Here is a 25,595-nt window from a genome sequence, read left to right on the forward strand (position 1 = left end):
TAACTTCCGAGATCTCTTGCACTTTTTTTCTGCAAGGTCTTTCGCAAGGATTGCATCGCTGTTACGTTCACGTCGCCCGGCCGCCGCAACGGCGCAGTCGGCAAGACAGCAGGGCCAGGCAGACGGGGCCGGCACTGCACCACACGGGCTTTCACCCTCAAGGAGATCTCATGCGGCGTGGCATAGCGGCCAGCGCGCTGGTGGCGTCCCTCGCCCTCGCGGCGACGGCCTGCGGCGGCGGGGACGACAGTGGCAGCGACTCGAGCGGTCCGGTGACCATCACCTGGTGGGACACCTCCAACGCCACCAATGAGGCGCCGACGTACAAGGCTCTCATCAAGGAGTTCGAGGCCGCCAACAAGGACATCAAGGTCAAGTACGTCAACGTCCAGTTCGACCAGGCCCAGAACAAGTTCGACACCGCCGCCGGCTCCAAGGGCGCCCCGGACGTGCTGCGCTCCGAGGTCGGCTGGACCCCCGCCTTCGCCAAGAAGAGCTACCTGCTCCCGCTCGACGGCACCGAGGCCCTCGCGGACCAGGACAAGTTCAAGTCGAACCTGCTCGAGCAGGCCAAGTACGAGGGCAAGACGTACGGCGTGCCGTTCGTCACCGACACCCTCGCGCTCGTCTACAACAAGGCCCTGTTCGAGAAGGCCGGAGTCGAGGCGCCCAAGACCTGGGACGACCTGAAGAAGGCCGCCGCCACGATCAAGTCCAAGACCGGTGTCGACGGCTACTGGGGCTCCACCCAGGCCTACTACGCCCAGTCGTTCCTGTACGGCGAGGGCACCGACACCGTCGACGCCGGCGCCAAGAAGATCACGGTCAACTCGGCCGCCGCGAAGAAGGCGTACGGCACCTGGCTGAGCCTCTTCGACGGCAAGGGCCTGCACAAGGCCGACACCACCGCCGACGCCTACGCCCACATCCAGGACGCGTTCGTCAACGGCAAGGTCGCCGCGATCGTCCAGGGCCCCTGGGAGATCACGAACTTCTACAAGGGCTCGGCCTTCAAGGACAAGTCCAACCTCGGCATCGCCACCGTCCCGGCCGGCTCCACCGGCAAGGCGGGCGCCCCGACCGGCGGCCACAACCTGTCGGTCTACGCCGGCTCGGACGCCGCGCACCAGAAGGCCGCGCTGAAGTTCGTCAACTTCATGACCTCCGCGAAGTCCCAGTCGACCATCGCTCTGAAGAACTCCACGCTGCCGACCCGCGACGACGCCTACACCGCCGAGGTCAAGGCCGACCCGGGCATCGCCGGCTACCAGACCGTGCTCGCCGCCGCCCAGCCGCGCCCGGCGCTGCCCGAGTACAGCTCCCTGTGGGGCCCGCTGGACACCGAGCTGCCCAAGATCGCCGGTGGCAAGGAGTCCCTGGACAAGGGTCTGAGCAACGCCGAGGTCGCCATCGCCAAGCTGGTTCCGGACTTCAGCAAGTGACCCCGAGTGGCCGCCGGATCGCCCTGCGATGGGGGGAGCGATCCGGCGGTCACCGGCCTGTGCGCCGTACACCCCTTGATCAGCTGATCTTCGAGAAGGTTGTCGAACCATGACAGTCGCCATCGACCGTGCGACCGGCAAGCGCCGCGATGACCGCGGGCGACGCCCCGGGCTGGGGCAGCGTCTGCGGCACGGATACCAGAAGCACTGGTACGCGTACGCGATGATCGCCCCGGTGGCGGTCGTGCTCGGCGTCCTCGTGCTGTACCCCCTGGTGTACGGCCTCTACCTCACGCTCACCGACGCCAACAGCCTCAACACGGCCCGCACGATCGGCGTCAACCACATCGACGCCACGTACAAGTTCATCGGGCTCGACAACTACGCCGACATCCTGTGGGGCGACACGGCCTACGACCGCTTCTGGTCGCACTTCATCTGGACGATCGTCTGGACGGCCGCCTGCGTCGCCCTCCACTACGGCATCGGCCTGGGCCTCGCGCTGCTGCTCAACCAGAAGCTGCGCGGCCGCACCTTCTACCGGCTGATCCTGATCCTGCCGTGGGCCGTGCCCACCTTCGTCACCGTCTTCGGCTGGCGGTTCATGCTCGCCGACAGCGGCATCATCAACTCGTTCCTGGACACGCTCCATCTGCCGACGCCGCTGTGGCTGGAGGACACCTTCTGGCAGCGGTTCGCCGCGATCATGGTCAACACCTGGTGCGGTGTGCCGTTCATGATGGTCTCGCTGCTCGGCGGACTGCAGTCCATCGACTCCGCGCTGTACGAGGCCGCCGAGATGGACGGCGCGAACGCCTGGCAGCGGTTCCGGCACGTCACCCTCCCGGGCCTGCGGTCCGTCAGCTCCACCGTCGTCCTGCTCGGCGTCATCTGGACCTTCAACCAGTTCGCGATCATCTTCCTGCTGTTCGGCAACACCGCCCCCGACGCGCAGATCCTGGTCACCTGGGCGTACTACCTCGGCTTCGGACAGCAGCCGCGCGACTTCGCGCAGTCGGCGGCCTACGGCATCCTGCTGCTGGCCATCCTGATCGTCTTCACCTCCTTCTACCGCCGCTGGCTGAACCGCAACGACCAGCAGCTCGCGATCTGAGGCAGGAGTCCCCATGAGTACGACCACTGTTGAGACCCCGGTGAACAAGCAGGACTCCATGACCACAGCCACCCCGCGCAGGACCCGCCGCCGCGGCCGGCGCAGCCTCGCCGGCTCCTTCGCCTCCCACGGCGTGCTGATCGTCGCGAGTCTGATCGCGCTGTTCCCGATCGCCTGGCTGGTCTTCCTGTCCCTCGGCCCGGACAAGGACGACTACCTCCACCCCGGCGGCATCTGGGACAAGATGACGTTCGACAACTACGCGTTCGTCCTGCAGCACACCGGCTTCTTCGACTGGCTGAAGAGCTCGCTGATCGTCTCCCTCGGCACCACCGTCGTCGGCGTGTTCGCGGCCGCCACCACCGGCTACGCGGTCTCCCGCATGCGGTTCCCCGGCTACCGGAAGCTCATGTGGGTGCTCCTGGTCACCCAGATGTTCCCGATCGCCGTACTCATCGTGCCGATGTACCAGATCCTCTCGGAACTGCAGCTGATCGACAGCTACCTCGGCCTGGTCCTCGTCTACTGCGCGACCGCGGTGCCGTACAGCGCGTGGCTGCTCAAGGGCTACTTCGACACGATCCCGTTCGAGATCGACGAGGCGGGGCGCGTCGACGGGCTGACCCCCTTCGGCACGTTCTTCCGGCTGATCCTGCCGCTCGCCAAGCCGGGCCTGGCGGTCGCCGCCTTCTACAACTTCATCACCGCCTTCGGTGAGGTCGCCTTCGCCACCACGTTCATGCTCGACGACGAGAAGTACACGCTCGCCGTCGGCCTGCAGAGCTTCATCAGCGAGCACGACGCGCAGCGCAATCTGATGACCGCCGCCGCGGTGCTGATCGCCATACCCGTGTCGGCGTTCTTCTACCTCGTGCAGAAGAACCTGGTGACCGGCCTGACCGCGGGCGGCACCAAGGGCTGAGCCGAGGCTCACCACGACTCCCGCGCCTTGCCGCGCGGGTGGCGGCCGCGGTGCCCATCCGACCCCGCTGTCACCGCGGCCGCCTCACATCCGTGCGCCCGAGATCCCCGGACTTCCGCAAAACGCCGAAAACCTGCACGTCGCACCATTAATCCGTGACCCGACTTTCGTTACGCATCAAGGACGCCATGAGCCAGCAGCACTCCGCCATCGCCCCGGCACCGAGCCCCGCCAAAGCCAAGCGCAGCGACTGGTGGCGGGACGCGGTGATCTACCAGGTGTATCCGCGCAGCTTCGCCGACAGCAACGGCGACGGCATGGGCGACCTGGAAGGCGTACGCTCCCGACTCCCGTACCTGCGCGACCTCGGCGTGGACGCCGTGTGGCTCAGCCCCTTCTACGCCTCCCCGCAGGCCGACGCCGGCTATGACGTCGCCGACTACCGGGCCGTCGACCCGATGTTCGGCAACCTGCTCGACGCGGACGCGCTGATCCGCGACGCCCATCGGCTGAGCCTGCGGATCATCGTCGACCTGGTCCCGAACCACTCCTCCGACCAGCACGAGTGGTTCAAGCGGGCCGTGGCCGAGGGCCCCGGCTCCCCGCTCCGGGACCGCTACCACTTCCGCCCCGGCAAGGGGAAGAACGGCGAACTCCCGCCCAACGACTGGGAGTCGATCTTCGGCGGCCCGGCCTGGACCCGGGTCACCGAACCGGACGGCACCCCCGGCGAGTGGTACCTGCACCTCTTCGCCCCCGAGCAGCCGGACTTCAACTGGGACCACCCGGCGGTGGGCGACGAGTTCCGCTCGATCCTGCGCTTCTGGCTCGACATGGGCGTCGACGGCTTCCGTATCGACGTCGCCCACGGCCTGGTGAAGGCGGATGGGCTTCCCGACCTTGGTTCCCACGATCAGCTCAAGCTGCTGGGCAACGATGTCATGCCGTTCTTCGACCAGGACGGCGTGCACGCCATCTACCGGCAGTGGCGCACGATCCTCGACGAGTACGCGGGTGAGCGCATCTTCGTCGCCGAGGCGTGGACCCCGACCGTCGAGCGCACCGCGAACTACGTCCGCCCCGACGAGCTGCATCAGGCCTTCAACTTCCAGTACCTGTCGACGGAATGGGAGGCGGAGGAGCTCCGCAAGGTCGTCGACCGCACCCTGGAGGCGATGCGCCCGGTGGGCGCCCCGGCGACGTGGGTCCTGTCCAACCACGACGTCACCCGCCACGCCACCCGCTTCGCCAACCCGCCCGGTCTCGGCACCCAGATCCGCAGGGCCGGCGACCGTGAGCTGGGCCTGCGCCGGGCTCGCGCGGCGACCCTGCTGATGCTGGCCCTGCCCGGCTCGGCATACGTCTACCAGGGCGAGGAGCTCGGTCTCCCGGACGTCGTCGACCTGCCCGACGAGGTGCGCCAGGACCCGGCGTACTTCCGCGGCGCCGGCCAGGACGGCTTCCGTGACGGCTGCCGGGTGCCGATCCCCTGGACGCGCACGGGATCGTCGTACGGCTTCGGCGCGGGCGGCAGCTGGCTGCCGCAGCCGGCGGGCTGGGGCGAGCTCAGCGTCGAGGCCCAGAGCGGTGACCCCGACTCCACCCTGGAGCTCTACCGCGCCGCCCTCGCGGCCCGCCGCGAACACCCCGACCTCGGCGCCGGCGACGCGGTGGAGTGGCTGCGTGCACCCGAGGGCGTCCTCGCCTTCCGGCGCGGGGAGTTCGTGTGCGTCGCCAACACCGGCGGCGAGTCCGTGACCCTGCCGGCCTACGGCCGCGTCCTGCTCACCAGCGGCGAGATCACCGAGGCGGACGGCGAGACGAAGGTCCCGTCGGACACGACGGTGTGGTGGACGACGGCCTGACGGTCAGGCGACGAGAGAGGGCCCGCTTCGGCGGGCCCTTTTGTCATGCGCGGCCATGCGCGGCCGTGTGCGGGCATGTGCGGCCATGGCCGGCCCTGGGCCCGCCCTGAATCTGTCGCGCCCCGCGACGTGAGCCGTCAGCCTCCGCCTGAGCGTGGCGAGGTACATGACCGCGAGGGGAGCCGGGCATGGAGACCAGTGGCGTGCGGACCGACCGATTCGGACTGCTGCTCGACCAGTTCGACCGCGCCAGGGAGATGGCCGAGGTGCGGCTGACGGGGCTCGGCGAGGAGGAGTACCTGTGGGAGCCGGTACCCGGCTGCTGGTCCCCCCCCGGCGCCGGGACGAGGCGACGACGCCCAGGGCGTTCGGGCCGGGCGACTGGGTGCTCGGCCTCGGCGCCCCGGACATCCCGGCGAACGAGTACGAGGAGGTCGCCCGCCAGGCCGCCGGTGGCATGTCGGTCGAGAAGATCGCCGACGACTGGAGCGTGAGCGTCGAGCGGGTGGAGCAGATCCTCGCCCACACCGGCCCGGTGGAACCCGACGCGACACCGGTCACCACCATCGCGTGGCGGCTGGGGCATCTGCACTACCAGTTCGCCGGCGGATGGGAGTGGACCTTCGGCGAACGGTGCCAGGACGCCGAGCAGATGGTCGACTTCAGCCCTTCCGCCGCCCTGACGCTCGAGCGCTTCTGGCCGGTGATCGACCGCTGGCGCGACGCCGTGGGCACCATGACCGACGAGCAACTCGACACCGTCGGCTTCTCCCGGTACCCGTACGGCTCCGACCCCGACGAGCCGTTCATCGCCGTCCTGTGGGGCGCCAACCTGGAGTTCATCCACCACATGGCCGAGATCGCCCTGCTCCGCGACCTCTGGCGGGCGCGCGGCTGACGCCCACGGACGGCAGAGACCGCGATGCCCGAGCGGACGTCGTCGTCCGTCGTCTCCAAGTTGTGGCGGAGGGACCAGGGGAGCGGGGTCCGGAGGTCATGGGCGGCTCCGTAAGGGGCTGTCAGGATGTCCGGGATGTCGATCAGGGATCGGGGACTCAACAAGTGGTGAGCGTGCGGGAGTTGAGACGTGCACGTCAAGGTTGCGGGTGAAAGAACTTGCTATGAGTTTCAACTCTCTTGCTGTAAACCTTTCGCGGCGGTACGTTCACGCCGGCGCCCGGCAACGAAGCCGCGCCGCGGCGCAGGGGGGATCCGACTGAGCCGCATTCGCAAGGAGTTCGCCCGTGATATCCAGATGGCAGGCGCCCCCGAGGCGCCGTAGCACGACCGCCGCCCTCACCGCGCTGGCCGCGGCCGCAGCCACCGTCGTCATGACTCCCGGCGGCACCGCATCCGCCGCCCCGCCCGGCACCAAGGACGTCACCGCGGTGATGTTCGAGTGGAACTTCGCCTCGGTCGCCAAGGAGTGCACCAACACCCTCGGCCCCGCCGGCTACGGCTACGTCCAGGTCTCCCCGCCCGCCGAGCACATCCAGGGCTCGCAGTGGTGGACCTCGTACCAGCCGGTGAGCTACAAGATCGCCGGACGCCTCGGCGACCGTACGGCCTTCCAGAACATGGTCAACACCTGCCACGCGGCCGGCGTGAAGGTCGTCGTCGACACGGTCATCAACCACATGTCGGCGGGCAGCGGCACCGGGACCGGCGGCTCGTCGTACACGAAGTACAACTACCCCGGCCTGTACTCGTCGTACGACTTCGACGACTGCACGAGCCAGATCTCCAACTACCAGGACCGCTGGAACGTCCAGCACTGCGAGCTGGTGGGCCTCGCCGACCTGGACACCGGGGAGTCCTACGTCCGCGGGGCCATCGCCGGTTACATGAACGACCTGCTCTCGCTCGGCGTCGACGGCTTCCGCATCGACGCGGCCAAGCACATCGACGCCGCCGACCTCGCCAACATCAAGTCCCGGCTGAGCAATCCGTCGGTGTACTGGAAGCAGGAGGCCATCTACGGCAGCGGAGAGGCCGTCCAGCCCACCGAGTACACGGGCAACGGCGACGTCCAGGAGTTCCGCTACGCCTACGACCTCAAGCGCGTCTTCAACAACGAGAACCTCGCCTACCTGAAGAACTACGGCGAGGGCTGGGGCTACATGAGCAGCTCGGTCGCCGGTGTCTTCGTCGACAACCACGACACCGAGCGCAACGGCTCCACGCTCAACTACAAGGACGGCGCCAACTACACCCTGGCCAACGTCTTCATGCTCGCCTGGCCCTACGGCGCCCCGGACGTCAACTCCGGCTACGAGTGGTCCGACGCGGACGCGGGCCCGCCCAACGGCGGCACGGTCAACGCCTGCTGGCAGGACGGCTGGAAGTGCCAGCACAAGTGGCCGGAGATCAAGTCGATGGTCGCCTTCCGCAACGCCACCCGCGGTGAGGCCGTCACCAACTGGTGGGACAACGGGGGCGACGCCATCGCCTTCGGGCGGGGCAGCAAGGGCTTCGTGGCCATCAACCACGAGTCGGGCTCGCTGAGCCGCACGTACCAGACGTCGCTGCCCGCGGGGACGTACTGCAACGTGCAGAACAACACCACCGTGACGGTGAACTCCAGCGGGCAGTTCACGGCCACCCTCGGCTCCAACACCGCCCTGGCGATCTACGCCGACAAGGCCGGCTGCTGATCCGCACAGCGCTCCGGTGAACCACGGCCACCCCTGTCACGGCTGCACGCGCCGGCGCAGGGGTGGCCGTCCGAGTATTTCGACGTACATGATCCGGCCGTCCACGACGTCGAGGATCAGATCGCCCGACGAGGGCACGAGCGGCACCCACCGATGGCCCGGGCCGGTCCCTACAAGGCGCTGCCCTGGCGGCTGGGCCTGCTCACCGGGACCAACTCGCCCTGCTGAGCGCTCAGGTGAAAATTCTTGCCGATGCTTTCAAGCCTCTTGCTGTAATCCTTACGGCGGCGATACGGTCGCGCGGGGTCGGACCCAAAGAGCCGTAATCGCAAGGAGTCCATCTGTGATACCGAGATGGCCGACGCCGTCGAGGCGCCGAACCGCCCATATCGGACGGGTCGCTGCGGTCGCCGCGACCGCGCTGGCCGCAGCGCTCGTCCAGCCCCTCGCGGCGCAGGCGGAGACTCCGCCCGCGCCCCCGTCCGACGCGAAGCTCGCCGCCGAGCCCGCCCGGCACGACGCCACCCGTGAGCAGTTCTACTTCGTTCTGCCGGACCGTTTTGCCAACGGCGACCCGGGCAACGACAAGGGCGGCCTGACCGGCACCCGCCTCACCACCGGCTACGACCCCACCGACAAGGGCTTCTACCAGGGCGGCGACCTCAAGGGCCTGACCAAGAAGCTCGACTACATCAAGGGCCTCGGCACCACCTCCATCTGGATGGCGCCGATCTTCAAGAACCAGCCCGTGCAGGGCACCGGGGCCAACGCCTCGGCCGGCTACCACGGTTACTGGATCACGGACTTCACCCAGGTCGACCCGCACTTCGGGACGAACAAGGACCTCGAAACCCTCATCTCCAAGGCCCATGCCAAGGGCATGAAGGTCTACTTCGACGTCATCACCAACCACACCGCCGACGTCGTCGACTACGAGGAGAAGTCCTACGACTACCTCGCCAAGGGCGCCTTCCCTTACCTGACCAAGGACGGCAAGCCCTTCGACGACGCCGACTACGCGGACGGCACGCGGAGGTTCCCGGCGGTCGACGCCGACTCCTTCCCGCGCACCCCGACCGTCCCCGCCGCGAAGAAGAACCTCAAGGTCCCGTCGTGGCTCAACGACCCGACGATGTACCACAACCGGGGCGATTCCACCTTCGCCGGTGAGAGCTCCACCCACGGCGACTTCTCCGGCCTCGACGACCTGTGGACCGAGCGTCCCGAGGTCGTCAGCGGCATGGAGAGGATCTACCAGCGCTGGGTGCGGGACTTCGGCATCGACGGCTTCCGCATCGACACCGTGAAGCACGTCAACATGGAGTTCTGGACCCAGTGGGCCACGGCCCTCGACTCCTACGCGGCCGAGCGGGGCCGCGACGACTTCTTCATGTTCGGCGAGGTCTACTCCGCCGACACGAACATCACCTCGCCGTACGTCACCCAGGGCCGCCTCGACGCCACGCTCGACTTCCCCTTCCAGGAGGCGGCACGGCAGTACGCCTCCCAGGGCGGCAGCGCGCGCAAGCTCGCGGGCGTCTTCGGCGACGACTACAAGTACACGACCGACAAGGCCAACGCCTACGAGCAGGTCACCTTCCTGGGCAACCACGACATGGGCCGCATCGGGTACTTCCTGCACCAGGACAACCCGAAGGCGACCGACGCGGAACTCCTCGCCAAGGACAAGCTCGCCAACGAGCTGATGTTCCTCAGCCGCGGCAACCCGGTCGTCTACTACGGCGACGAGCAGGGCTTCACCGGCTCCGGCGGCGACAAGGACGCCCGCCAGACCCTGTTCGCCTCGAAGACCGCCGACTACCTGGACGACGACCAGCTCGGCACGGACCGCACCCACGCGAGCGACGCCTACGACACGAGCGCCCCGCTCTACCGGCAGATCAGCGCCCTGTCCAAGCTCCGCAAGGCCAACCCGGCCCTCGCCGACGGAGTCCAGACCGAGCGGTACGCGGCCGACGGCGCCGGGATCTACGCCTTCTCCCGCACCGACGCCAGGACGGGCACCGAGTACGTCGTCGCCTTCAACAACGCCGGCGAGGCGAAGACGGCGACCTTCGCGACCGGTTCGGCCGACATGGCGTTCAAGGGGATCTACGGGACTGGTGACCTGGTCAAGAGCGACGGCGACAAGAAGCTCACCGTCACCGTCCCGGCCGGCTCGGCGGTCGTCCTCAGGGCGGCCGGCAAGCTCGCCAAGCCCGCCACCGAGCCGACGCTCACCCTGAAGGCCCCGGCCACCGGCGCCACCGGCACGGTCGAGATCGGCGCCGACGTCGACGGCGGTCAGCTCAACCGCGTCGTCTTCGCCGCCCAGGTCGGCAACGGCAAGTGGAAGACGCTCGGCTCCGCCGACCACGCCCCGTACAAGGTCACGCAGGTCATCGGCAAGGACGTAGAGGCCGGAACGGCCCTGCGCTACAAGGCGGTCGTCATCGACTCGGCGGGCCGCACCGCGAGCGCCACCGCGGCCTCCACCACCGGCACCCCGCCCGCACCCGAGACCCCGACCGCCTCCTCCCGCGACTACGCGATCGTCCACTACAAGCGCACCGACGGCGACTACGCCGACTGGGGCCTGTACGCCTGGGGCGACCTCGCCGACGGCGAGTCCACCAACTGGCCGGACAGCCACCCGTTCGTCGGCCGGGACGCCTACGGCGCCTTCGCCTACGTCAAGCTGAAGCCCGGCGCCTCGTCGGTCGGCTTCCTCGTCATCGACAAGCAGGGCAACAAGGACGTCTCCGCCGACCGCACGATCGATGTCACCAAGACCGGCGAGATCTGGGTCGAGCAGGGCAAGGAGGCCGTCCGCACCGAGAAGCCCGCGGCCGACTACCCGGCCCCCGACAAGACCAAGGCCGTCCTGCACTACCACCGCGCCGACGGGAACTACGACGGCTGGGGCCTGCACGTCTGGACGGGCGCCGCGAACCCCACCGAGTGGTCGAACCCCCTGAAGCCGGTCAAGACTGATGCCTATGGCGCAGTCTTCGAGGTACCGCTCACCGACGGTGCGACCAGCCTCAGCTACATCCTCCACAAGGGCGACGAGAAGGACCTGCCCGCCGACCAGTCGCTCGACCTCACCGCGAACGGCCATGAGGTGTGGCTGTTGAGCGGCCAGGAGAAGTACCTGCTCCCGCAGCCCGCGGGCTCTGCCGCCGCGCTCGACCTGACCACCTCCAAGGCGGTCTGGATCGACCGGAACACGGTCGCCTGGAACGGCTCCGAGGCGGCCGCCTCCACGCAGCTGCTGTACAGCCGGGACGGCTCGATCGCCGTCAAGGACGGCGCGCTGACCAGCGACGACGAGCGCTGGCTGCGCCTGTCGAAGACCTCCCTCACCGACGCCCAGAAGGCGAAGTTCCCGCACCTGAAGAACTACGCCGCCTGGTCCGTCGACCCCCGCGACCGCGACCGGGTCCGCGAGGCCCTGCGCGGCCAGCTCGTCGCCTCCCAGCGCGCCGCCAACGGAGCCGTCCTGGCAGCGACCGGCGTCCAGATCGCCGGCGTACTCGACGACCTGTACTCCGGCGCGACGAAGGCCGACCTCGGGCCGACCTTCGACAAGGGCCGTCCGACGCTGGCCGTCTGGGCACCCACGGCACAGTCGGTCCAGCTGGAGATCGGCGACTCCACCGTCGCCATGAAGCGGAACGACACCACCGGCATCTGGTCCGTCACCGGCCCCAGGTCCTGGAAGAACAAGCCGTACCGGTACGTCGTCCAGGTCTGGGCGCCCAGCGTCCGCAAGGTCGTCACCAACAAGGTCACCGACCCCTACTCGGTCGCCCTCACCGCGAACTCCGAGCGCAGCCTCGTCGTCGACCTGCGTGACAGGTCCCTGGCGCCGACGGGCTGGTCCACCTACACCAAGCCCAAGGCGGCCCCGCTGAACGCCGCCCAGATCCAGGAGCTGCACATCCGGGACTTCTCGGTGGCGGACAAGACGGTGCCCGCGAAGGACAAGGGCACCTACCTCGCCTTCACCGACAAGCTCAGCGAGGGCTCCAGGCACCTGAAGAAGCTGGCCGAGGCGGGCACGTCGTACGTCCATCTCCTGCCGGCCTTCGACATCGCGACCATCCCGGAGAAGAAGTCCGAGCAGGCGACCGTCGACTGCGACCTGGCCTCCTTCCCGGCCGACTCCGACAAGCAGCAGGAGTGCGTGGCGAAGATCGCCGCGAAGGACGCCTTCAACTGGGGCTACGACCCGTACCACTACACGGTCCCCGAGGGTTCGTACGCCACCGACCCCGACGGCACCGCGCGCACGGTCCAGTTCCGCAAGATGGTCAAGGCGCTCAACGAGGACGGCCTGCGGGTCGTCATGGACGTCGTCTACAACCACACCGCGGCGAGCGGCCAGGCGGACACCTCCGTCCTCGACCGGATCGTCCCCGGCTACTACCAGCGCCTGCTCGCCGACGGTTCGGTCGCGAACAGCACCTGCTGTGCCAACACCGCCACCGAGAACGCCATGATGGGCAAGCTGGTCGTCGACTCGATCGTCACCTGGGCCAAGGAGTACAAGGTCGACGGCTTCCGCTTCGACCTCATGGGCCACCACCCGAAGGCCAACATCCTGGCGGTCCGCAAGGCCCTGGACGAGCTGACCCTCGCCGAGGACGGCGTCGACGGCAAGAAGATCATCCTGTACGGCGAGGGCTGGAACTTCGGCGAGGTCGCCGACGACGCCCGCTTCGTCCAGGCCACGCAGAAGAACATGACCGGCACCGGCATCGCGACCTTCTCCGACCGGGCGCGGGACGCGGTGCGCGGCGGCGGCCCCTTCGACGAGGACCCCGGCGTGCAGGGCTTCGCGTCCGGGCTCTACACCGAGCCCAACTCCTCGAAGAACAACGGCACTCCGGAGGAGCAGAAGGCCCGTCTCCTGCACTACCAGGACCTCATCAAGGTGGGCCTGTCCGGCAACCTCGCCGGCTACCGCTTCACCGACACCGGCGGCAAGGAGGTCAAGGGCTCCGAGGTCGACTACAACGGACAGCCCGCCGGCTACGCGGACGCGCCCGGCGACGCCCTCGCCTACGCCGACGCGCACGACAACGAGTCGCTGTTCGACGCCCTCGCCTTCAAGCTGCCCGCTTCGGTGAGCGTCGCCGAGCGCGCCCGTATGCAGGTCCTCGCCATGGCCACGGCCACCCTCTCGCAGGGCCCGGCCCTCTCCCAGGCCGGCACCGACCTGCTGCGCTCCAAGTCGCTGGACCGCAACTCCTACGACAGCGGCGACTGGTTCAACGCCATCCACTGGAACTGCGCCGACGGCAACGGCTTCGGGCGGGGGCTGCCGATGGCGCCCGACAACGCCTCCAAGTGGCCGTACGCCAAGCCGCTGTTGAGCAGCGTCGAGGTCGGCTGCGAGCAGATCGAGGGGGCCTCGGCGGCGTACCGGGACCTGCTGCGGATCCGTACGACGGAGGGTGTCTTCTCCCTCGACACGGCGGACCAGGTGCAGTCGAAGCTCTCCTTCCCGCTGTCCGGGAAGGACGAGACGCCCGGCGTGATCACCATGCGGCTCGGCGATCTCGTCGTCGTCTTCAACGCGACGCCCGAGAAGCAGGAGCAGCGGATCGTTTCGCTGGCCGGCCAGGGCTATCAGCTGCATTCGGTGCAGGCCTCGGGTGCGGACCCTATCGTCAAGTCCTCGTCCTATGAGCAGGATTCCGGCACGTTCGCCGTTCCGGGGCGAACTGTCGCCGTCTTCGCACAAACCCGCTGATACGCCGACTACCTTGAGTGGGGCGGACCCGGTGACCGGGCCCGCCCCATTCGTGCGTATCCAGGGGCTCCCGACGATGAACGGTTACGGCATGCAGTCCGGCACGACCGTGATGGTCGTCGACGACGTCTCGGCCAACCGCTTCGCCATGGGCGCCGTGCTGCGCCGCGCGGGGCACGGTGTCGTACCGGTGGCGAGCGCGGGCGAGGCGCTGGTGGAGCTAGACGTACGGCTGCGCGCGGGCGCCCTGCCCGACGTGGCCCTCGTCGACGTCGGGCTGCCGGACATGAGCGGCTTCGAACTGTGCCGCAGGGTCAAGGCCCGGCCGTCCACGGCCGCGCTGCCCGTCGTCCACTTCTCCGCCATGTCCGTGGACGCGGGGGACCGGTGCCGGGGGCTGGACGCGGGCGCCGACGCCTACCTGACCGTGCCGGCCGAGCCGGGCGAGATCGAGGCCGTCGTACGGGCCGCCGTCCGCGGGGCGCGCCGGCGCACCGCCGCCGAAGCGCTCGCCCACCGGCTGACGCTGCTGTCCGAGGCGATCGTCGCCGTCCAGACGGCGCGCCGCCCGGCGGAGCTGGCCGAGGCGGCCGCCGCGGGCGCGGCCCGGCTCACCGGCACCCCGGCCGTCGTCTTCATCGCCGGTTCGGACGGCGAGCTCTACCGCGGCAGCTCCCGCAGCGGCCTCGCCCTCCCCGACGCGGCGGCCCACGAGACGGCGGCCCGCCTGATCCTTCGCCTGGCGAAGGGCGGGGCCGCCGGACGCACCGGCGTGCACACCTCCGTCGTCCCCGCTTCCCTGTGGCCCGAGGGCTTCTTCAACCCCGGTGTCCGGGAGGACGCGCACCTGGTGATGGCGTCGGCCCAGGAAGGCCGAACCCGGGTCTGTATCGCAACACCGGCATGTGCAACGTCCCCAAGGGGCGCGGGGCTGTATCGATCTGCGGCTCCGCCGCGGGGCGCGACCAGCCACCCCGAACCCGCGGACGCCCACCGGCACAAGGCGGCAGTTCCCATCTCGGCCCTCCCCGTGGAGCGCCTCGCCCAGGCCACCGCCCTCGCCGCCGAACCCCTGCTCATGTACCAGGCGGAGCGGGACATCGCCCTCACCCTCCAGCACAGCTTCCTGCCCCAGCCGCACCGGCTGCCCGACCTGCCGGGCGTCGACCTCGTCGTGCGGTACGTGCCCGCCTCCCGGCAGACCGAGATCGGCGGTGACTTCTACGCCGCCCTGCGCACGGACGAGGGGGTGCTCACCGCGGTCGGGGACGTCGTCGGGCACTCCCTGGACGCGGCCACCGTGATGGTCGAGATGCGGCACGCGCTGCGCGCCCACTGCGTCGAGGAGAGCGACCCGGGGGTGCTGGCCGGACGGCTCGACCGGATGCTGCAGCACTATCACCCCGACGTCACCGCCACGGTCTGCCTCGCCCTCGTCGACCCCGCCACCGGCCGGGTGCGGATCGCCAACGCGGGCCACATCCCGCCGCTGATCGTGCGGGAAGAGGGCACCGCCGAGTACGCGCGCGTGTCCGGTCCGCTGCTCGGGCTCGGCCTCGACCGGCCGGAGCCGAGCGAGCTGATCCTGTCCCGCAAGGACCGGCTCCTCATGGTCACCGACGGTCTCATCGAGACCCGCGGTGTCGACCTGGCCACCTCCATGGAGCAACTGCGCACGGCCGCCACCGACGCCCCGTCCGACCTCGACGCGTTCTGCGACACCCTGCTCGGCTGCTTCGGGCAGAGCCGGGAGGACGACATCGCGATGCTGGCGCTGAGGTTAGGGTGAGCGCTGTCGCCGTAGAACAGGAGTGCCCATGCCGCAGATCACCGTCGACTACTCAGCGCCGCTCGCCGACGGCTTCGACCGAAGCGGCTTCGCGCTGGCCCTGCACGATGCGGTGGTCGAGATCGCGGCCGCGAAGTACGAGGCGTGCAAGACGCAGTTCCGGGCCACCGAGAACACGACCGTGGGGCGGGACGTGGACGGTCACGCGATCGTCCATGTCACTCTGGGGCTGCTGGCGGGGCGTACGGACGAGACGAAGGTGCGGCTCACGGAAGCCGTACTGGAGCTGCTGCGCACCCATGTGAAGCCCGCCGAGGGCACCGCGCTGCACGCGTCGGCCGAGGTGCGCGACCTCGATCCGTCGTACCGGAAGTTCGAGAGCTGAGCCTCAGGACGCCAGCGAGATCAGCCGGCCGACCAGGTCACTGAAGGGGCCGTCGGCCGGCTCGTCCTTCAGCATGCGGCGCAGCAGGTCGCCCATCTCGTCGTCATAGGCGGCGCTGACGGCGGCCAGCGCGGCGAAGTCGTGCACGAGCTGGACCTCCAGCTCGGCGCGCGGGATGCGCCGGCCGTCCAGCCAGATCAGTGCCGTCGACTCGGCGAGCGAGATCCAGGAGCGGACGACCAGTTCCAGACGGGCGGGCGGGTTCTCCACCCGCAGGTGCGAAAGGATCTGGACATAGGCGGCCTGCCGTACGGAGTCGATGAGCGCGTTCGTCGCCGTCGAGCCGACCGCCGGGCCGCCGCGCATCAGCGCCGAGAAACCGGGGCCGTGCTCGTCGACGAAGTCGAAGTACCGGCGCATCACGCGCAGCAGCCGCGCGCCCAGCGGCCCCTCCCGCGGTTCGACGAACCGGCCCGCCAGTTCCTCCGAGGCACGCTTCAACGCGGCTTCGTACAGGCTGAGTTTGCCGGGGAAGTAGTGGTAGACCAGCGGACGCGAGATGCCCGCGGCCGACGCTATCTCGTCGATGGAGACCTCGTCGGGCGAGCGCTGGCTGAACAGTTCGAGGGCGACGCCGATCAACTGCTGCCGCCGCTCCTCGACTCCCATTCTTCGCCGTACCCCGGTAGTCATGCGAACACCTTACCGATCGAATCCGGCCCCGAACGGACCGGACCGACCGCAGGTGTTCACATATCCAGCACGAGTCGATCACTCCGCGCCCGCGACACACAGATCAGCATGGAGTCGGCCCGCTCCGCGTCCGTCAGCAGCTCGTCCCGGTGGTCCACCTCGCCCTCCAGCACCCGCTGTTGGCACGTCCCGCAGAACCCCTGCTCGCAGGAGTACGCCGTGTCGGGCAACTCGGCGCGGACGGCGGCCAGTACGGTCGAGTCGGCCGGGACGGTCAACGTCCGGCCGCTGCGCCGGAGTTCGACCTCGAAGGCATCGCCGCCCGAGGTGCGCGGCGTGAACCGCTCCAGGTGCACCCGCGGGAACCGCTCCTCCAGCACGGCCATCAGCCCCTCCGGCCCACAGCAGTACACGGCGGCTTCCTCGGGCACGTCCGCGAGGAGTACGTCGAGTTCGGGAACCCCCTCCACGACGGTCACCCGGTCCCCGCCGAGCTTCTCGACCTCCTCCAGGAACGGCATCGAGGCGCGGCCGCGCCCGCAGTACACCAGCCGCCACTGGGCATCCTCGGGCAGCGCCCGCAGCATCGGCAGGATCGGGGTGATGCCGATGCCGCCCGCGACGAACACGTACGACCCGGCCTCGACCAGCGGAAACCGGTTCCGCGGCCCCCGCACCTCCAGTTCCATGCCCTCCCGCACCTGCTCGTGCACCTCGCGCGAGCCGCCCCGCCCGTCCGGGACCAGCCGGGTCGCCACGGTGTACGACGAGCCGTCCTCCGGGTCGCCGCACAACGAGTACTGCCGCACCAGCCCCGAGGGCAGCACCAGGTCGAGATGCGCGCCCGGCTCCCAGCGCGGCAAGTCATGTCCCTCCAGACGGAGTTGTACGACCCCTTCGGCGACCTCCTCGCGCGAGGCCACCAGCAGACGCAGCGCCCGCGACCGGGGCCGCCCGGAGACCGGCTCCTCCAGGGCGGGCATCGGCCACAGCGGCGAGGCCTGGATGCGGCGCCGCAGCGCCCGGCGGGCGAGCAGGGCGGCACCGGCGACGACGGCGACGGTCCTCAGCTTCGGCATCAGGCGGCACCCTTCGCGGACTTCTCGGCGGTCTCGGCGGCCGACGCGGCGGGGGAGGAGGCGAGGTAGGCGACGGCCTGCTCGGTGGAGCCCTCCTGGGAGGGGTGGTACGAGCCGCTCAGATAACGGGGGATGGACTTGAGCATGTCGCCGGTCGTGGGCAGCAGGCCCCGTCGGCCACGGACGTAGAAGTCCTTGAAGCTCGCCCTGCCGTCGACGAGCGTCGGATCGTTCTCCATGAAGAAGCGCGCGCCACGCTGCCACAGGAACACCAGCGCGGTGAACGCCGCCGCCCATGTCCGCACCCGGCGCCGGTAGCTGCCGTCGACGTGCATGAACAGCTCGAAGGCGACGGACCGGTGCTCGACCTCCTCCGCGCCGTGCCAGCGCAGCAGGTCCAGCATGGTCGGGTCGGCGCCCCGGCGGTCCAGTGCGTCGGCGTTGAGCACCCAGTTGCCCAGGAAGGCGGTGTAGTGCTCGATGGCGGCGATCAGCGCCACCCGCTCCATGAGCCACCACCGCCGCGGCCGGCCCGGCGGCAGGGTGCGGTCCCCGAGCAGCTTCTCGAAGAACCAGTCCACCTGCGCGGTGTACGGCGTCGGATCGAGCCCCTGCTCCCGCAGATGCGGCAGCACCTCGTCATGGGCCTGCGAGTGCATCGCCTCCTGCCCGATGAACCCGATGACGTCCTCGCGGAGCCGCTCGTCCCGGATGTACGGCAGCACCTGCTTGTAGACGTGCACGAACCACCGCTCGCCGGCCGGCAGGAGCAGATGCAGCACGTTGATGGTGTGCGTGGTGAACGGATCCCCGGGCACCCAGTGCAACGGCGTGTCGTCCCAGGAGAAGGACACCTTGCGAGCCTTGAGGGGCACCCGGTCCTGCGTATTAGACATGGCGTCAATGTACTGACGGGTAGGTCGCGGGTGAACCCCCGTGCACGACCTTATTTACGCGACTGTCAGCAAGACTCGGTGGCTCACTGGAGGCCGTTGATCGACCGACCGCTCTCCAGCGTGCCCTTCAGCTCGGCCTGGGCGCCCTGCTCGGCCCGCTCGGCCAGCAGGCTGCCCTCGGAAGTGCCGCGGACGCCGCCCGTGGCCCGGATCGACTCCGTGTCCCGGGTGCCCGCCGCCAGCAGATACCAGCCGCCCGTCTGCGCCTTCCACAGCACCCCGGCCAGCACATGCGGATCCCGCGCCCCGCACGCCGACACGTTCTGTGCCTTGGCCACCACCGCGGCGTGCGTCGCACCCGGCGTCCGGAACTGGGCCAGCACCCGCTCTCCGCCGCCCCGCCAGGTCTCGGCACGCGTGCACACCCAGTCCGCCGATCCCGTCCCGTCCGGCAGCGCCTGCTGCGCATAGGCCCAGGCGTTGACGGTCCGTACGCCCGCGGAGCGCATCGCGCCCAGCCAGCAGGAGTACGGCGCCCAGGTGCGCAGCGCCTGAGGGCCGGCCGCGTCCTTGACCGACCCGGGACGGCCGGTGGTGAGACGGGCCGGGACCAGTTCGGCGAGGTCGGTCAGCAGACGGGTGCCGGTGCTGTCGGTCAGCTGCAGGGCGTTCCACGAGGTGCAGCTGCCGGTCTGCTGCGTCGCGGGGCTCGCCATCGGCGCGGTGACACCGTCGGTCACGGTGAGGTTCATCGGTCCGGTGCGCGGCTTCAGCATGTCCCGCTCCGCCGCCGTCCTCACCCAGGGCGCCAGCAGATAGCGGACGTTGCCGTCGGCCCGGCTCACCACCACCGCACTGGCCTCCGCCCGGGTCGCGCCGTCCACCCGGGAGAAGTCGAGGGCGGCGCCGGCCGTGCCGTCCAGCGGTTCGGCGTAGCGGGCGATGCGCAGGCCGTCGTAGAGGATCACCACGCGGGCGTTGTCGATGCTCCCCGCGTACAGCAGTTGCGGCGCGCCGGGCGGGCCGCCCGCCGGGGTGCCAGGGGTCGCCGAGACCTGGACCTTCTCGCCGGGGCGGGCCCAGACGGCGAGGGCACGGCGCAGCAGGGCCGAGTCGTCGGTGAGGTCGCCGCGCGCGGGCCACACGGAGAAGTCGGTGCGGGCGGAGGACTGCCAGGCCAGCGCGGGGACCTTGGTCAGCTGGGCGGGGTCGAGGGCGGCCTCGGCCGCCGGGTTCTGCGCGTACGGGGGAGCGGCGGGGCCGTCCGGGCTCCAGCCCTCGCCGGGCAGGCCGAGCAGGGCCCCGGACACCAGGAGGGCGGCCCCGGCGGCCAGTGCGGCCTTCGTGTGCTGTCGGCGCCGCATCAGGTCGGTGGGCCGGGCCTGGAGGGAGCACGGGTCGAACTCCGGGGAGTCGAGCAGCGCGTACTGCGCCTCGACGGTGTCGGCCTCCTCCAGTGCCTCGTCGGCGTCGTCGACACCGGCCGCCGTCAGCACCTCGGCCACGTCGTCGTCGGTGAGCTTCTCCAGGCCGCGCAGGACGTAGGCCGCCCGCGCCGGGCCCGACAGCGCCGACAGCCGCTGGTCCAGGGCGAGTTCGTCGGCGCCGCCCGACCTGGGGAAGAGACGCAGTCCCCACACCTGGGGCAGCAGCGGCGGCAGTTGGGAGCGCTTGGGCCAGGCCAGGCGCTTCAGCGGCCGGCCCGCCTCCAGCGCCGTCCGCAGCACGCGCAGGCGGAGCAGGGCGTACCCGGGGTCGCCTTCCCGCCCGGTCGACTGGGCCGGGATCACGGGCGTCGCCGCGGCCCGGCCCCGGGGCAGCGCGCGCTGGGTGAGGGAGTGCGCGGTCACCACACGCCGGTTGCGGCCGAGGCTCGGCGGCAGCACGAGGTAGGCGAGCCGCACAAGGCGCGGATAGTGCTCGACGAGCGCGGCCTCGGCCCGCTCGACGTCGACGACCGGATCGTCCGAGGCAGGGGCGGGGCGCGGGGCGACATCCTGTGACTGCACGTTCAGCAGAACGAGCGAATCGTCGGTAGGTCACAAGGAGCGGTCGGGCAGCGCCCCTAAGGGGCGCGGGGAACTGCGCGACCAGCCACAACGTACCTGCAGACGCCAGACGGCCTATCGCGGCTCTTTCTGCGGCGGCTCTTCCTCCGAAGCGCTCACCAACAGACGAGCGTAGTTCGCCATGGAGCGCTGATAACGAGGCAGATGCGGCGCGAGGGCACCCAATACCAGGGACAACCCCTCACGGTCCCGCCCAAGGCTCGACAGGCACAGCGCCAGCGTCGCCCGCACCGCGTCGTCCAGCTCGTCCGAGGGCGCGTCAAGTTCGGGCGTCAGCAGCTTGACGCCCTCCTCGGCCTGCCCGATGTTCCTCAGCGAGCTGGACAGCTGGATCTTGGCGCGCCGCTTCTTGTAGCCGTCGAGGCCGAGCCGCAGGGCCTCCCGGTACAGCGGGACGGCCTTGTCCGAGTGCCCCGTCGAGTCCCAGGCGCAGGCCCGCTCGAAGGGGCCCAGGGGGCTGTCGTCGGGCAGCTCGGCGACGAGGGTGTCGATCACCGCCCGGAAGTCGGCCGCCTCGGTCTCGGCGTAGTCGTCGAATGTGGCCCAGGCGGCGGTCACGCGATCTTCCCAGTCTCGGTTCACCGGCACACTGTGGCATACGCCCGTTCGAGCGCCCCCGGTATTTTGAGCGCTCCGCACACCGGAGCCGTATGGAGGGGGAGGCTCTTCGCAGGGAGGACAGATGAAGGTGACCCGACCGATGCTCGCGGCGGCCGGTGCCGTGGCGGTACTGGCACTGTCGGGCTGCGGCTCAGGCGGCGACGAGAAGGCCGCCGTGCCCGAGACCGCCACCGGCAGCCTGGAGCACCTGGCGGCCGAGGTGAAGTGCAAGCCGAACATGCAGACGGACGCCGACGAGATCCGGCAGGCCCTCTGCAAGAACACCGACGGCAAGTTCGTCCTCGCCACGTTCGCCACCGACCGCGGCCAGCGCGAGTGGCTGAACGGCGCGAAGGACTACGGCGGCTACTACCTGGTCGGCCGCAAGTGGGTCGCCGTCGGCCAGGAGAAGACGGTCACGGCGCTGCAGAACACGCTCGGCGGGACCATGGAAGAGGGATCGGAGCACATGAATCCCGGCGGCAGTCACAACAGCGGCAGCCACCACGGCTGACCGGACCGGACCTGACCTGATCTGACCGAAGAAAAGGCAGCGGAAAGCCGGCGGTGGGAAATCCCACCGCCGGCTTTCCGCTGTTCCTACCGGCTCACGACTACTGGCAGTCCTGGCCGCTGTTGATGCAGTCGACCACCTGGTTCATCGTGTTCTCGTCGAAGAAGTTGATGAAGTCGTTGTGGTCGGTGATCGCCTTGTGCAGCTGGTCCGGGAAGGAGTCCACCGCGAAGGCGTTCTGGACCTGTCCGTTCTCGATGGTCGGGGCCGGAACGTCGTAGACCAGACGCACCTGGAGCTGCGGGATCGCCTGGAAGCCGTTGGCGCAGGTGCCGTCGGCCTGGACGAACGCCACGTGGGTGCGGTGGTTGGCGCTGTCGATGTTCTGACCGTCCCAGCAGCTCTGGAAGTTGCTGGTGCGGACCACCGAGCTGCCCTCGGGGCAGATCGGGTACTTGTCGTGCAACTGCACCTTGTCCTCGAAGCCGGTGCAGCTCCAGTTCGCGTTGGCGTTGTTGTTGCCGTTGACGAAGGACTTGGCGTCACCGGTGATGATGCGCAGGGCCTCCGGCATCGCGACGACGTCGCTCGTCTTGTTGCCGACGAACTTCAGCTCCGCCTCGCTGGCCTGGATGATCGTGCCGACGTTGCCGTCCTGACCGCCGCCGGGGGCGTTGGCGTCGATGTCGTTCTGACCGTCCTGCACGCGCAGCACCGGCCAGAAGTACGACGACCTGTCGCCCTGGTTCTGGCAGGTGGTGTCGCCGTTGGCCAGGTCCTCGTCGCTCGCGAAGGCGTTGTTGGCCTGGTTGCCGACGTAGTCGTGCTGGTGCTGGGCACCGTTGCTGACACCGGGGGCGACGATCACGTTGTCCGAGTTGCGGTTCTCGTTCTCGTTGGTGCCGCAGTTCGTGGTGAAGCTGCCCGTCGAACCGGAGTCCCCGTTCGCGGGGAGCCCGTTCGCCCCCACGCCCAGCTGGGCGTTGCCCTGGACCTGGGTGATGTCCACGAAGTCGTCCGCCGACGGGCCGTTGCCGGCCTGGCCGCCGTTGCCCTGGTCCTGACCCTGGTCCTGGCCGTCCTGACCGTCCTGGTTCTGGTCCTGACCGTCTTGGTTCTGGTCCTGACCATCCTGGTTCTGGTCCTGGCCGTCCTGGTTCTGACCGTCGCCGGCGTTGCCGTCGTTGGTCTCCGGCTGGTCGGCCGGGACGCCCTTGCACTCGGCCAGCTGGTCGAGCCCACCCGGCGCGGTTCCTCCCACGCGCCGGATGTTGATGCCGATCCGGTCGAGTGTGGCCGTCCGCTTGGACTTCAGCGGACCGAGGATCGCGTTGTTGACGAAGCCGGCGTCCCCTGCCTGGGCCTGGCGCGTGTCCGCGAGACGCTTGTACGCCTCCGTGATCTGCCGGTCCAGCAGCGCCAGCTCCTTGGCGACGCCCTTGCGCGCGCTTCGCGGCACGTTCGTCAGCTGCTGGCCGACGTCCGGGCAGTCGATCGTGGCGACCTGGGCGCCCGCGGACTTCGTCCGGTTCCACCCGGACTGGTCCTCGTGTGCCGAAGCATAGAAGTTGGCCCAGACAAGCCCGCCCCCACCGAGCGCTAGGGCCGCCGATGCGGCTATGGCCTTGGTGGCCAGCGGCGTACGGCGTTTTCGTGTGTTGCGTCCCATGGAACTCCTCTGACTTCCTTTTTCGGGGCATCGAGGCGCCCGACAGGAGTGAAGCGGCTCCCTCTCATACGGAGGGCGTCCCAGGGGTGTTCAGCCGTCTCGGAAATTGTTGAGAGATTCGTGAGAACGCTGTGTTCTCAACAGCCTCTGAAATACCGCGAGTTGTTGATCCCGCACGGCGGGTGAATGCGCGGGTCCGGTTTCACCGGCCGTGGTCGAGATACGCGAGAACAGCCAGCACGCGACGGTTGTCGTCGTCCGACACCTCCAGGCCCAGTTTGGCGAAGATATTGGCGGTGTGTTTCGCGATCGCCCGTTCCGTGACGACGAGCCGTTCCGCGATCGCCACGTTCGACCGCCCCTGCGCCATCAGCTCCAGCACCTCCGTCTCGCGGGGGGTGAGCCGCGCCAGCGGCTGGTCGTCGGCCGCACGCCGGCTCAGCAGCTGCTGGATCACCTGCGGGTCCATCGCCGTACCGCCCGCCGCGACCCGCCGTACGGCGTCCACGAACTGGTCCGCGTCGAACACCCGGTCCTTCAGCAGATACCCCACCCCGCCGCTGCCGTCGGCCAGCAACTCCCGCGCGTACAGCTGCTCCACGTGCTGCGAGAGCACCAGCACCGGCAGCCCGGGCTTCTTCCGGCGGGCCTCCAAAGCGCACTGCAGCCCCTCGTCGGTGTGCGTCGGCGGCAGGCGTACGTCGACGACGGCGACGTCCGGCTCCAGCTCGGCCAGCGCGCGGGACAGCTCGGGGCCGGTCTCGACGGCCGCGGCGATCTCGAAGTCGTAGGCCTGAAGGAGCCGGACGAGTCCGTCGCGCAGCAGGAACAGGTCTTCGGCTAGGACAACGCGCAAGGGATCTCCATGGTGACCATGGTGGGACCGCCCGCGGGGCTGCTGACGGCCAGGACGCCGTCGAATGTACCCAGTCGCCGCTCGACTCCGGCCAGGCCCGAACCGGCTCCGATCACCGCGCCGCCCTTGCCGTTGTCGGTGACCGTCGCACGCAGCATGCCGTCACTGTGATGCAGGTCGACCCAGATCCGGTCGGCACCGGAGTGCTTGACGGCGTTGGTGAGCACCTCGCTGACCGCGAAGTACGCCGCCGACTCCACGGGCGCCTCCGCCCGCCCGGGCAGCTCCACGCTCACCTCGGTCGCGACCGGCAGCCGCAGCGCCAACGCCCTTACGGCGTCGCCCAGTCCGCGCTCGGCGAGCACGGGCGGATGGATGCCGCGCACGAGGTCGCGCAGCTCGGCGAGGGCGTCGGCGGAGGACTTGCGGGCCTGCGCGAGCAGCTGCCTGGCCTGCTCGGGGTCCTTGTCGAGCAGCATCTCGACGGTGCCCAGGTCCATGCCCATCGCGACCAGGCGGGCCTGTGCCCCGTCGTGCAGGTCGCGTTCGATACGGCGCAGTTCGGCGGCGGAGGTGTCGACGGCGTCACGTCGGGTCTCGGTCAACACCCGTACCCGCTCTGCCAGTTCGCCCTGGTCGGAGCCGAGGACGGCGCGGGTGAGGCGGAAGTGGGCCTCGAGCAGGCGCGGGGTGAAGAAGTGGGCGAAGAAGAGCAGGACGAGGGCCAGCGCGGCGGCGCCGAGCGCGGACGCCTGCCCGGTGACCGGCACGAACCCGTACCAGTACCCGTCGGGGAAGACCCGCCACAGTCCGGCCGCGATCGCGAAACCCTCCAGCGGATAGAAGAGCAGGGCCGCCGGCAGCAGCGCGGTGACGAAGCCCGCCGTCATGTCGACGGGCAGCCACAGCACGTCCCGCCAGGTCTGCGGGTCGCGGAGCATCCCGAAGGTGCGCGCCCACGGGTTGGCGTCCGGGGGCATCGGCCGGTACGCCGACGGGATCCGCACACCGCACCACTCGGCCGCGAGCCTGCGGCGCACGTCCGCGAAGTGCCGCACGCCGCCCAGGATCCAGGGGGTCGTGACGATGCCGACGCCGATCGGGACGAGCGCGATGGAGACGAGGGCCAGCGTGAAGCACAGCACCGAGACGGGCAGCATCGCCACGGCCAGCACGAGCCCCCGTACGGCAGCGAGTACGATGCCCTTCGCGCGTGAACCCTGCCTGCCCGTCTTCGTGTTGGTGTCCATGTCGTCAGTCTCGTCGAGGAGAGCGACGGCGGTCACG

At 69.7% G+C, this 25,595-nt stretch carries 17 protein-coding genes and 1 pseudogene; 10 read left to right on the forward strand and 8 right to left on the reverse strand.

From position 1 onward, the window contains the following. Positions 1–170 precede the first annotated feature (170 nt). The 9 genes and pseudogenes from ACZ7L6_RS19780 to ACZ7L6_RS19820 all read left to right on the forward strand — a co-directional run bounded on the left by ACZ7L6_RS19780 (position 171) and on the right by ACZ7L6_RS19820 (position 15,932). A complete protein-coding gene (locus ACZ7L6_RS19780; protein ID WP_471925517.1) occupies positions 171–1,442 on the forward strand; it encodes an extracellular solute-binding protein in 1,272 nt (423 codons plus the stop codon). A gap of 109 nt (positions 1,443–1,551) precedes the next feature. Continuing rightward, complete coding sequence (locus ACZ7L6_RS19785; protein ID WP_471925519.1) at positions 1,552–2,556, forward strand: carbohydrate ABC transporter permease; 1,005 nt, start codon at positions 1,552–1,554, stop codon at positions 2,554–2,556. Between the two features lie 13 nt (positions 2,557–2,569). Beyond that, a complete protein-coding gene (locus tag ACZ7L6_RS19790; protein WP_471925521.1) occupies positions 2,570–3,478 on the forward strand; it encodes a sugar ABC transporter permease in 909 nt (302 codons plus the stop codon). 188 nt (positions 3,479–3,666) lie between these two features. After that, the gene (locus tag ACZ7L6_RS19795; protein ID WP_471925715.1) at positions 3,667–5,343 is read left to right on the forward strand and encodes a glycoside hydrolase family 13 protein; all 1,677 of its coding nucleotides are present in this window, start codon (positions 3,667–3,669) and stop codon (positions 5,341–5,343) included. Positions 5,344–5,531: 188 nt separating this feature from the next. Next, positions 5,532–6,241: pseudogene (locus ACZ7L6_RS19800) on the forward strand (DinB family protein). A 433-nt stretch (positions 6,242–6,674) separates the two neighbouring features. Further along, the gene (locus tag ACZ7L6_RS19805) at positions 6,675–7,997 is read left to right on the forward strand and encodes an alpha-amylase (RefSeq protein ID WP_471925717.1); all 1,323 of its coding nucleotides are present in this window, start codon (positions 6,675–6,677) and stop codon (positions 7,995–7,997) included. A gap of 343 nt (positions 7,998–8,340) precedes the next feature. Further along, entirely contained in the window at positions 8,341–13,758 is a 5,418-nt protein-coding gene (gene pulA, locus ACZ7L6_RS19810) for a pullulanase-type alpha-1,6-glucosidase (protein ID WP_471925523.1), read from the forward strand. Between the two features lie 76 nt (positions 13,759–13,834). Beyond that, positions 13,835–15,547 carry a SpoIIE family protein phosphatase gene (locus ACZ7L6_RS19815; protein ID WP_471925525.1) on the forward strand — a complete coding sequence of 571 codons (1,713 nt, stop codon included), beginning with the start codon at positions 13,835–13,837 and terminating at the stop codon, positions 15,545–15,547. A 28-nt stretch (positions 15,548–15,575) separates the two neighbouring features. After that, positions 15,576–15,932 (forward strand): 5-carboxymethyl-2-hydroxymuconate Delta-isomerase, encoded by a 357-nt coding sequence (locus ACZ7L6_RS19820; protein WP_471925527.1) that lies wholly within the window; start codon positions 15,576–15,578, stop codon positions 15,930–15,932. Between the two features lie 3 nt (positions 15,933–15,935). Here the strand turns inward: ACZ7L6_RS19820 and ACZ7L6_RS19825 are convergent, their stop codons facing one another. The 5 genes from ACZ7L6_RS19825 to ACZ7L6_RS19845 form a co-directional block, all read right to left on the reverse strand. After that, positions 15,936–16,625, reverse strand: coding sequence for a TetR/AcrR family transcriptional regulator (locus ACZ7L6_RS19825; protein ID WP_471925529.1), 690 nt, complete (start codon positions 16,623–16,625; stop codon positions 15,936–15,938). A gap of 56 nt (positions 16,626–16,681) precedes the next feature. After that, the gene (locus ACZ7L6_RS19830) at positions 16,682–17,704 is read right to left on the reverse strand and encodes a PDR/VanB family oxidoreductase (RefSeq protein WP_471925531.1); all 1,023 of its coding nucleotides are present in this window, start codon (positions 17,702–17,704) and stop codon (positions 16,682–16,684) included. Beyond that, positions 17,704–18,600 (reverse strand): metal-dependent hydrolase, encoded by an 897-nt coding sequence (locus ACZ7L6_RS19835; RefSeq protein ID WP_471925533.1) that lies wholly within the window; start codon positions 18,598–18,600, stop codon positions 17,704–17,706. The genes ACZ7L6_RS19830 and ACZ7L6_RS19835 overlap by 1 nt, the downstream gene beginning before the upstream one ends. A gap of 83 nt (positions 18,601–18,683) precedes the next feature. Continuing rightward, entirely contained in the window at positions 18,684–20,609 is a 1,926-nt protein-coding gene (locus ACZ7L6_RS19840; RefSeq protein WP_471925535.1) for a hypothetical protein, read from the reverse strand. Positions 20,610–20,723: 114 nt separating this feature from the next. Then, on the reverse strand, positions 20,724–21,251 hold the full coding sequence (locus ACZ7L6_RS19845) for a tetratricopeptide repeat protein (protein ID WP_471925537.1): 528 nt from the start codon (positions 21,249–21,251) through the stop codon (positions 20,724–20,726). Positions 21,252–21,351: 100 nt separating this feature from the next. Between ACZ7L6_RS19845 and ACZ7L6_RS19850 the strand changes: the two genes are divergently transcribed. Continuing rightward, entirely contained in the window at positions 21,352–21,783 is a 432-nt protein-coding gene (locus ACZ7L6_RS19850; protein ID WP_471925539.1) for a hypothetical protein, read from the forward strand. Between the two features lie 100 nt (positions 21,784–21,883). Here the strand turns inward: ACZ7L6_RS19850 and ACZ7L6_RS19855 are convergent, their stop codons facing one another. The 3 genes from ACZ7L6_RS19855 to ACZ7L6_RS19865 all read right to left on the reverse strand — a co-directional run bounded on the left by ACZ7L6_RS19855 (position 21,884) and on the right by ACZ7L6_RS19865 (position 25,558). Further along, entirely contained in the window at positions 21,884–23,452 is a 1,569-nt protein-coding gene (locus ACZ7L6_RS19855) for a DUF1996 domain-containing protein (RefSeq protein ID WP_471925541.1), read from the reverse strand. 202 nt (positions 23,453–23,654) lie between these two features. Next, complete coding sequence (locus ACZ7L6_RS19860) at positions 23,655–24,308, reverse strand: LuxR C-terminal-related transcriptional regulator (protein ID WP_398817120.1); 654 nt, start codon at positions 24,306–24,308, stop codon at positions 23,655–23,657. Then, positions 24,293–25,558, reverse strand: coding sequence for a sensor histidine kinase (locus ACZ7L6_RS19865; RefSeq protein WP_471925719.1), 1,266 nt, complete (start codon positions 25,556–25,558; stop codon positions 24,293–24,295). The genes ACZ7L6_RS19860 and ACZ7L6_RS19865 overlap by 16 nt, the downstream gene beginning before the upstream one ends. Between the last annotated feature and the right edge of the window lie 37 nt (positions 25,559–25,595).

This window comes from Streptomyces sp. NPDC107522, from assembly GCF_055657525.1.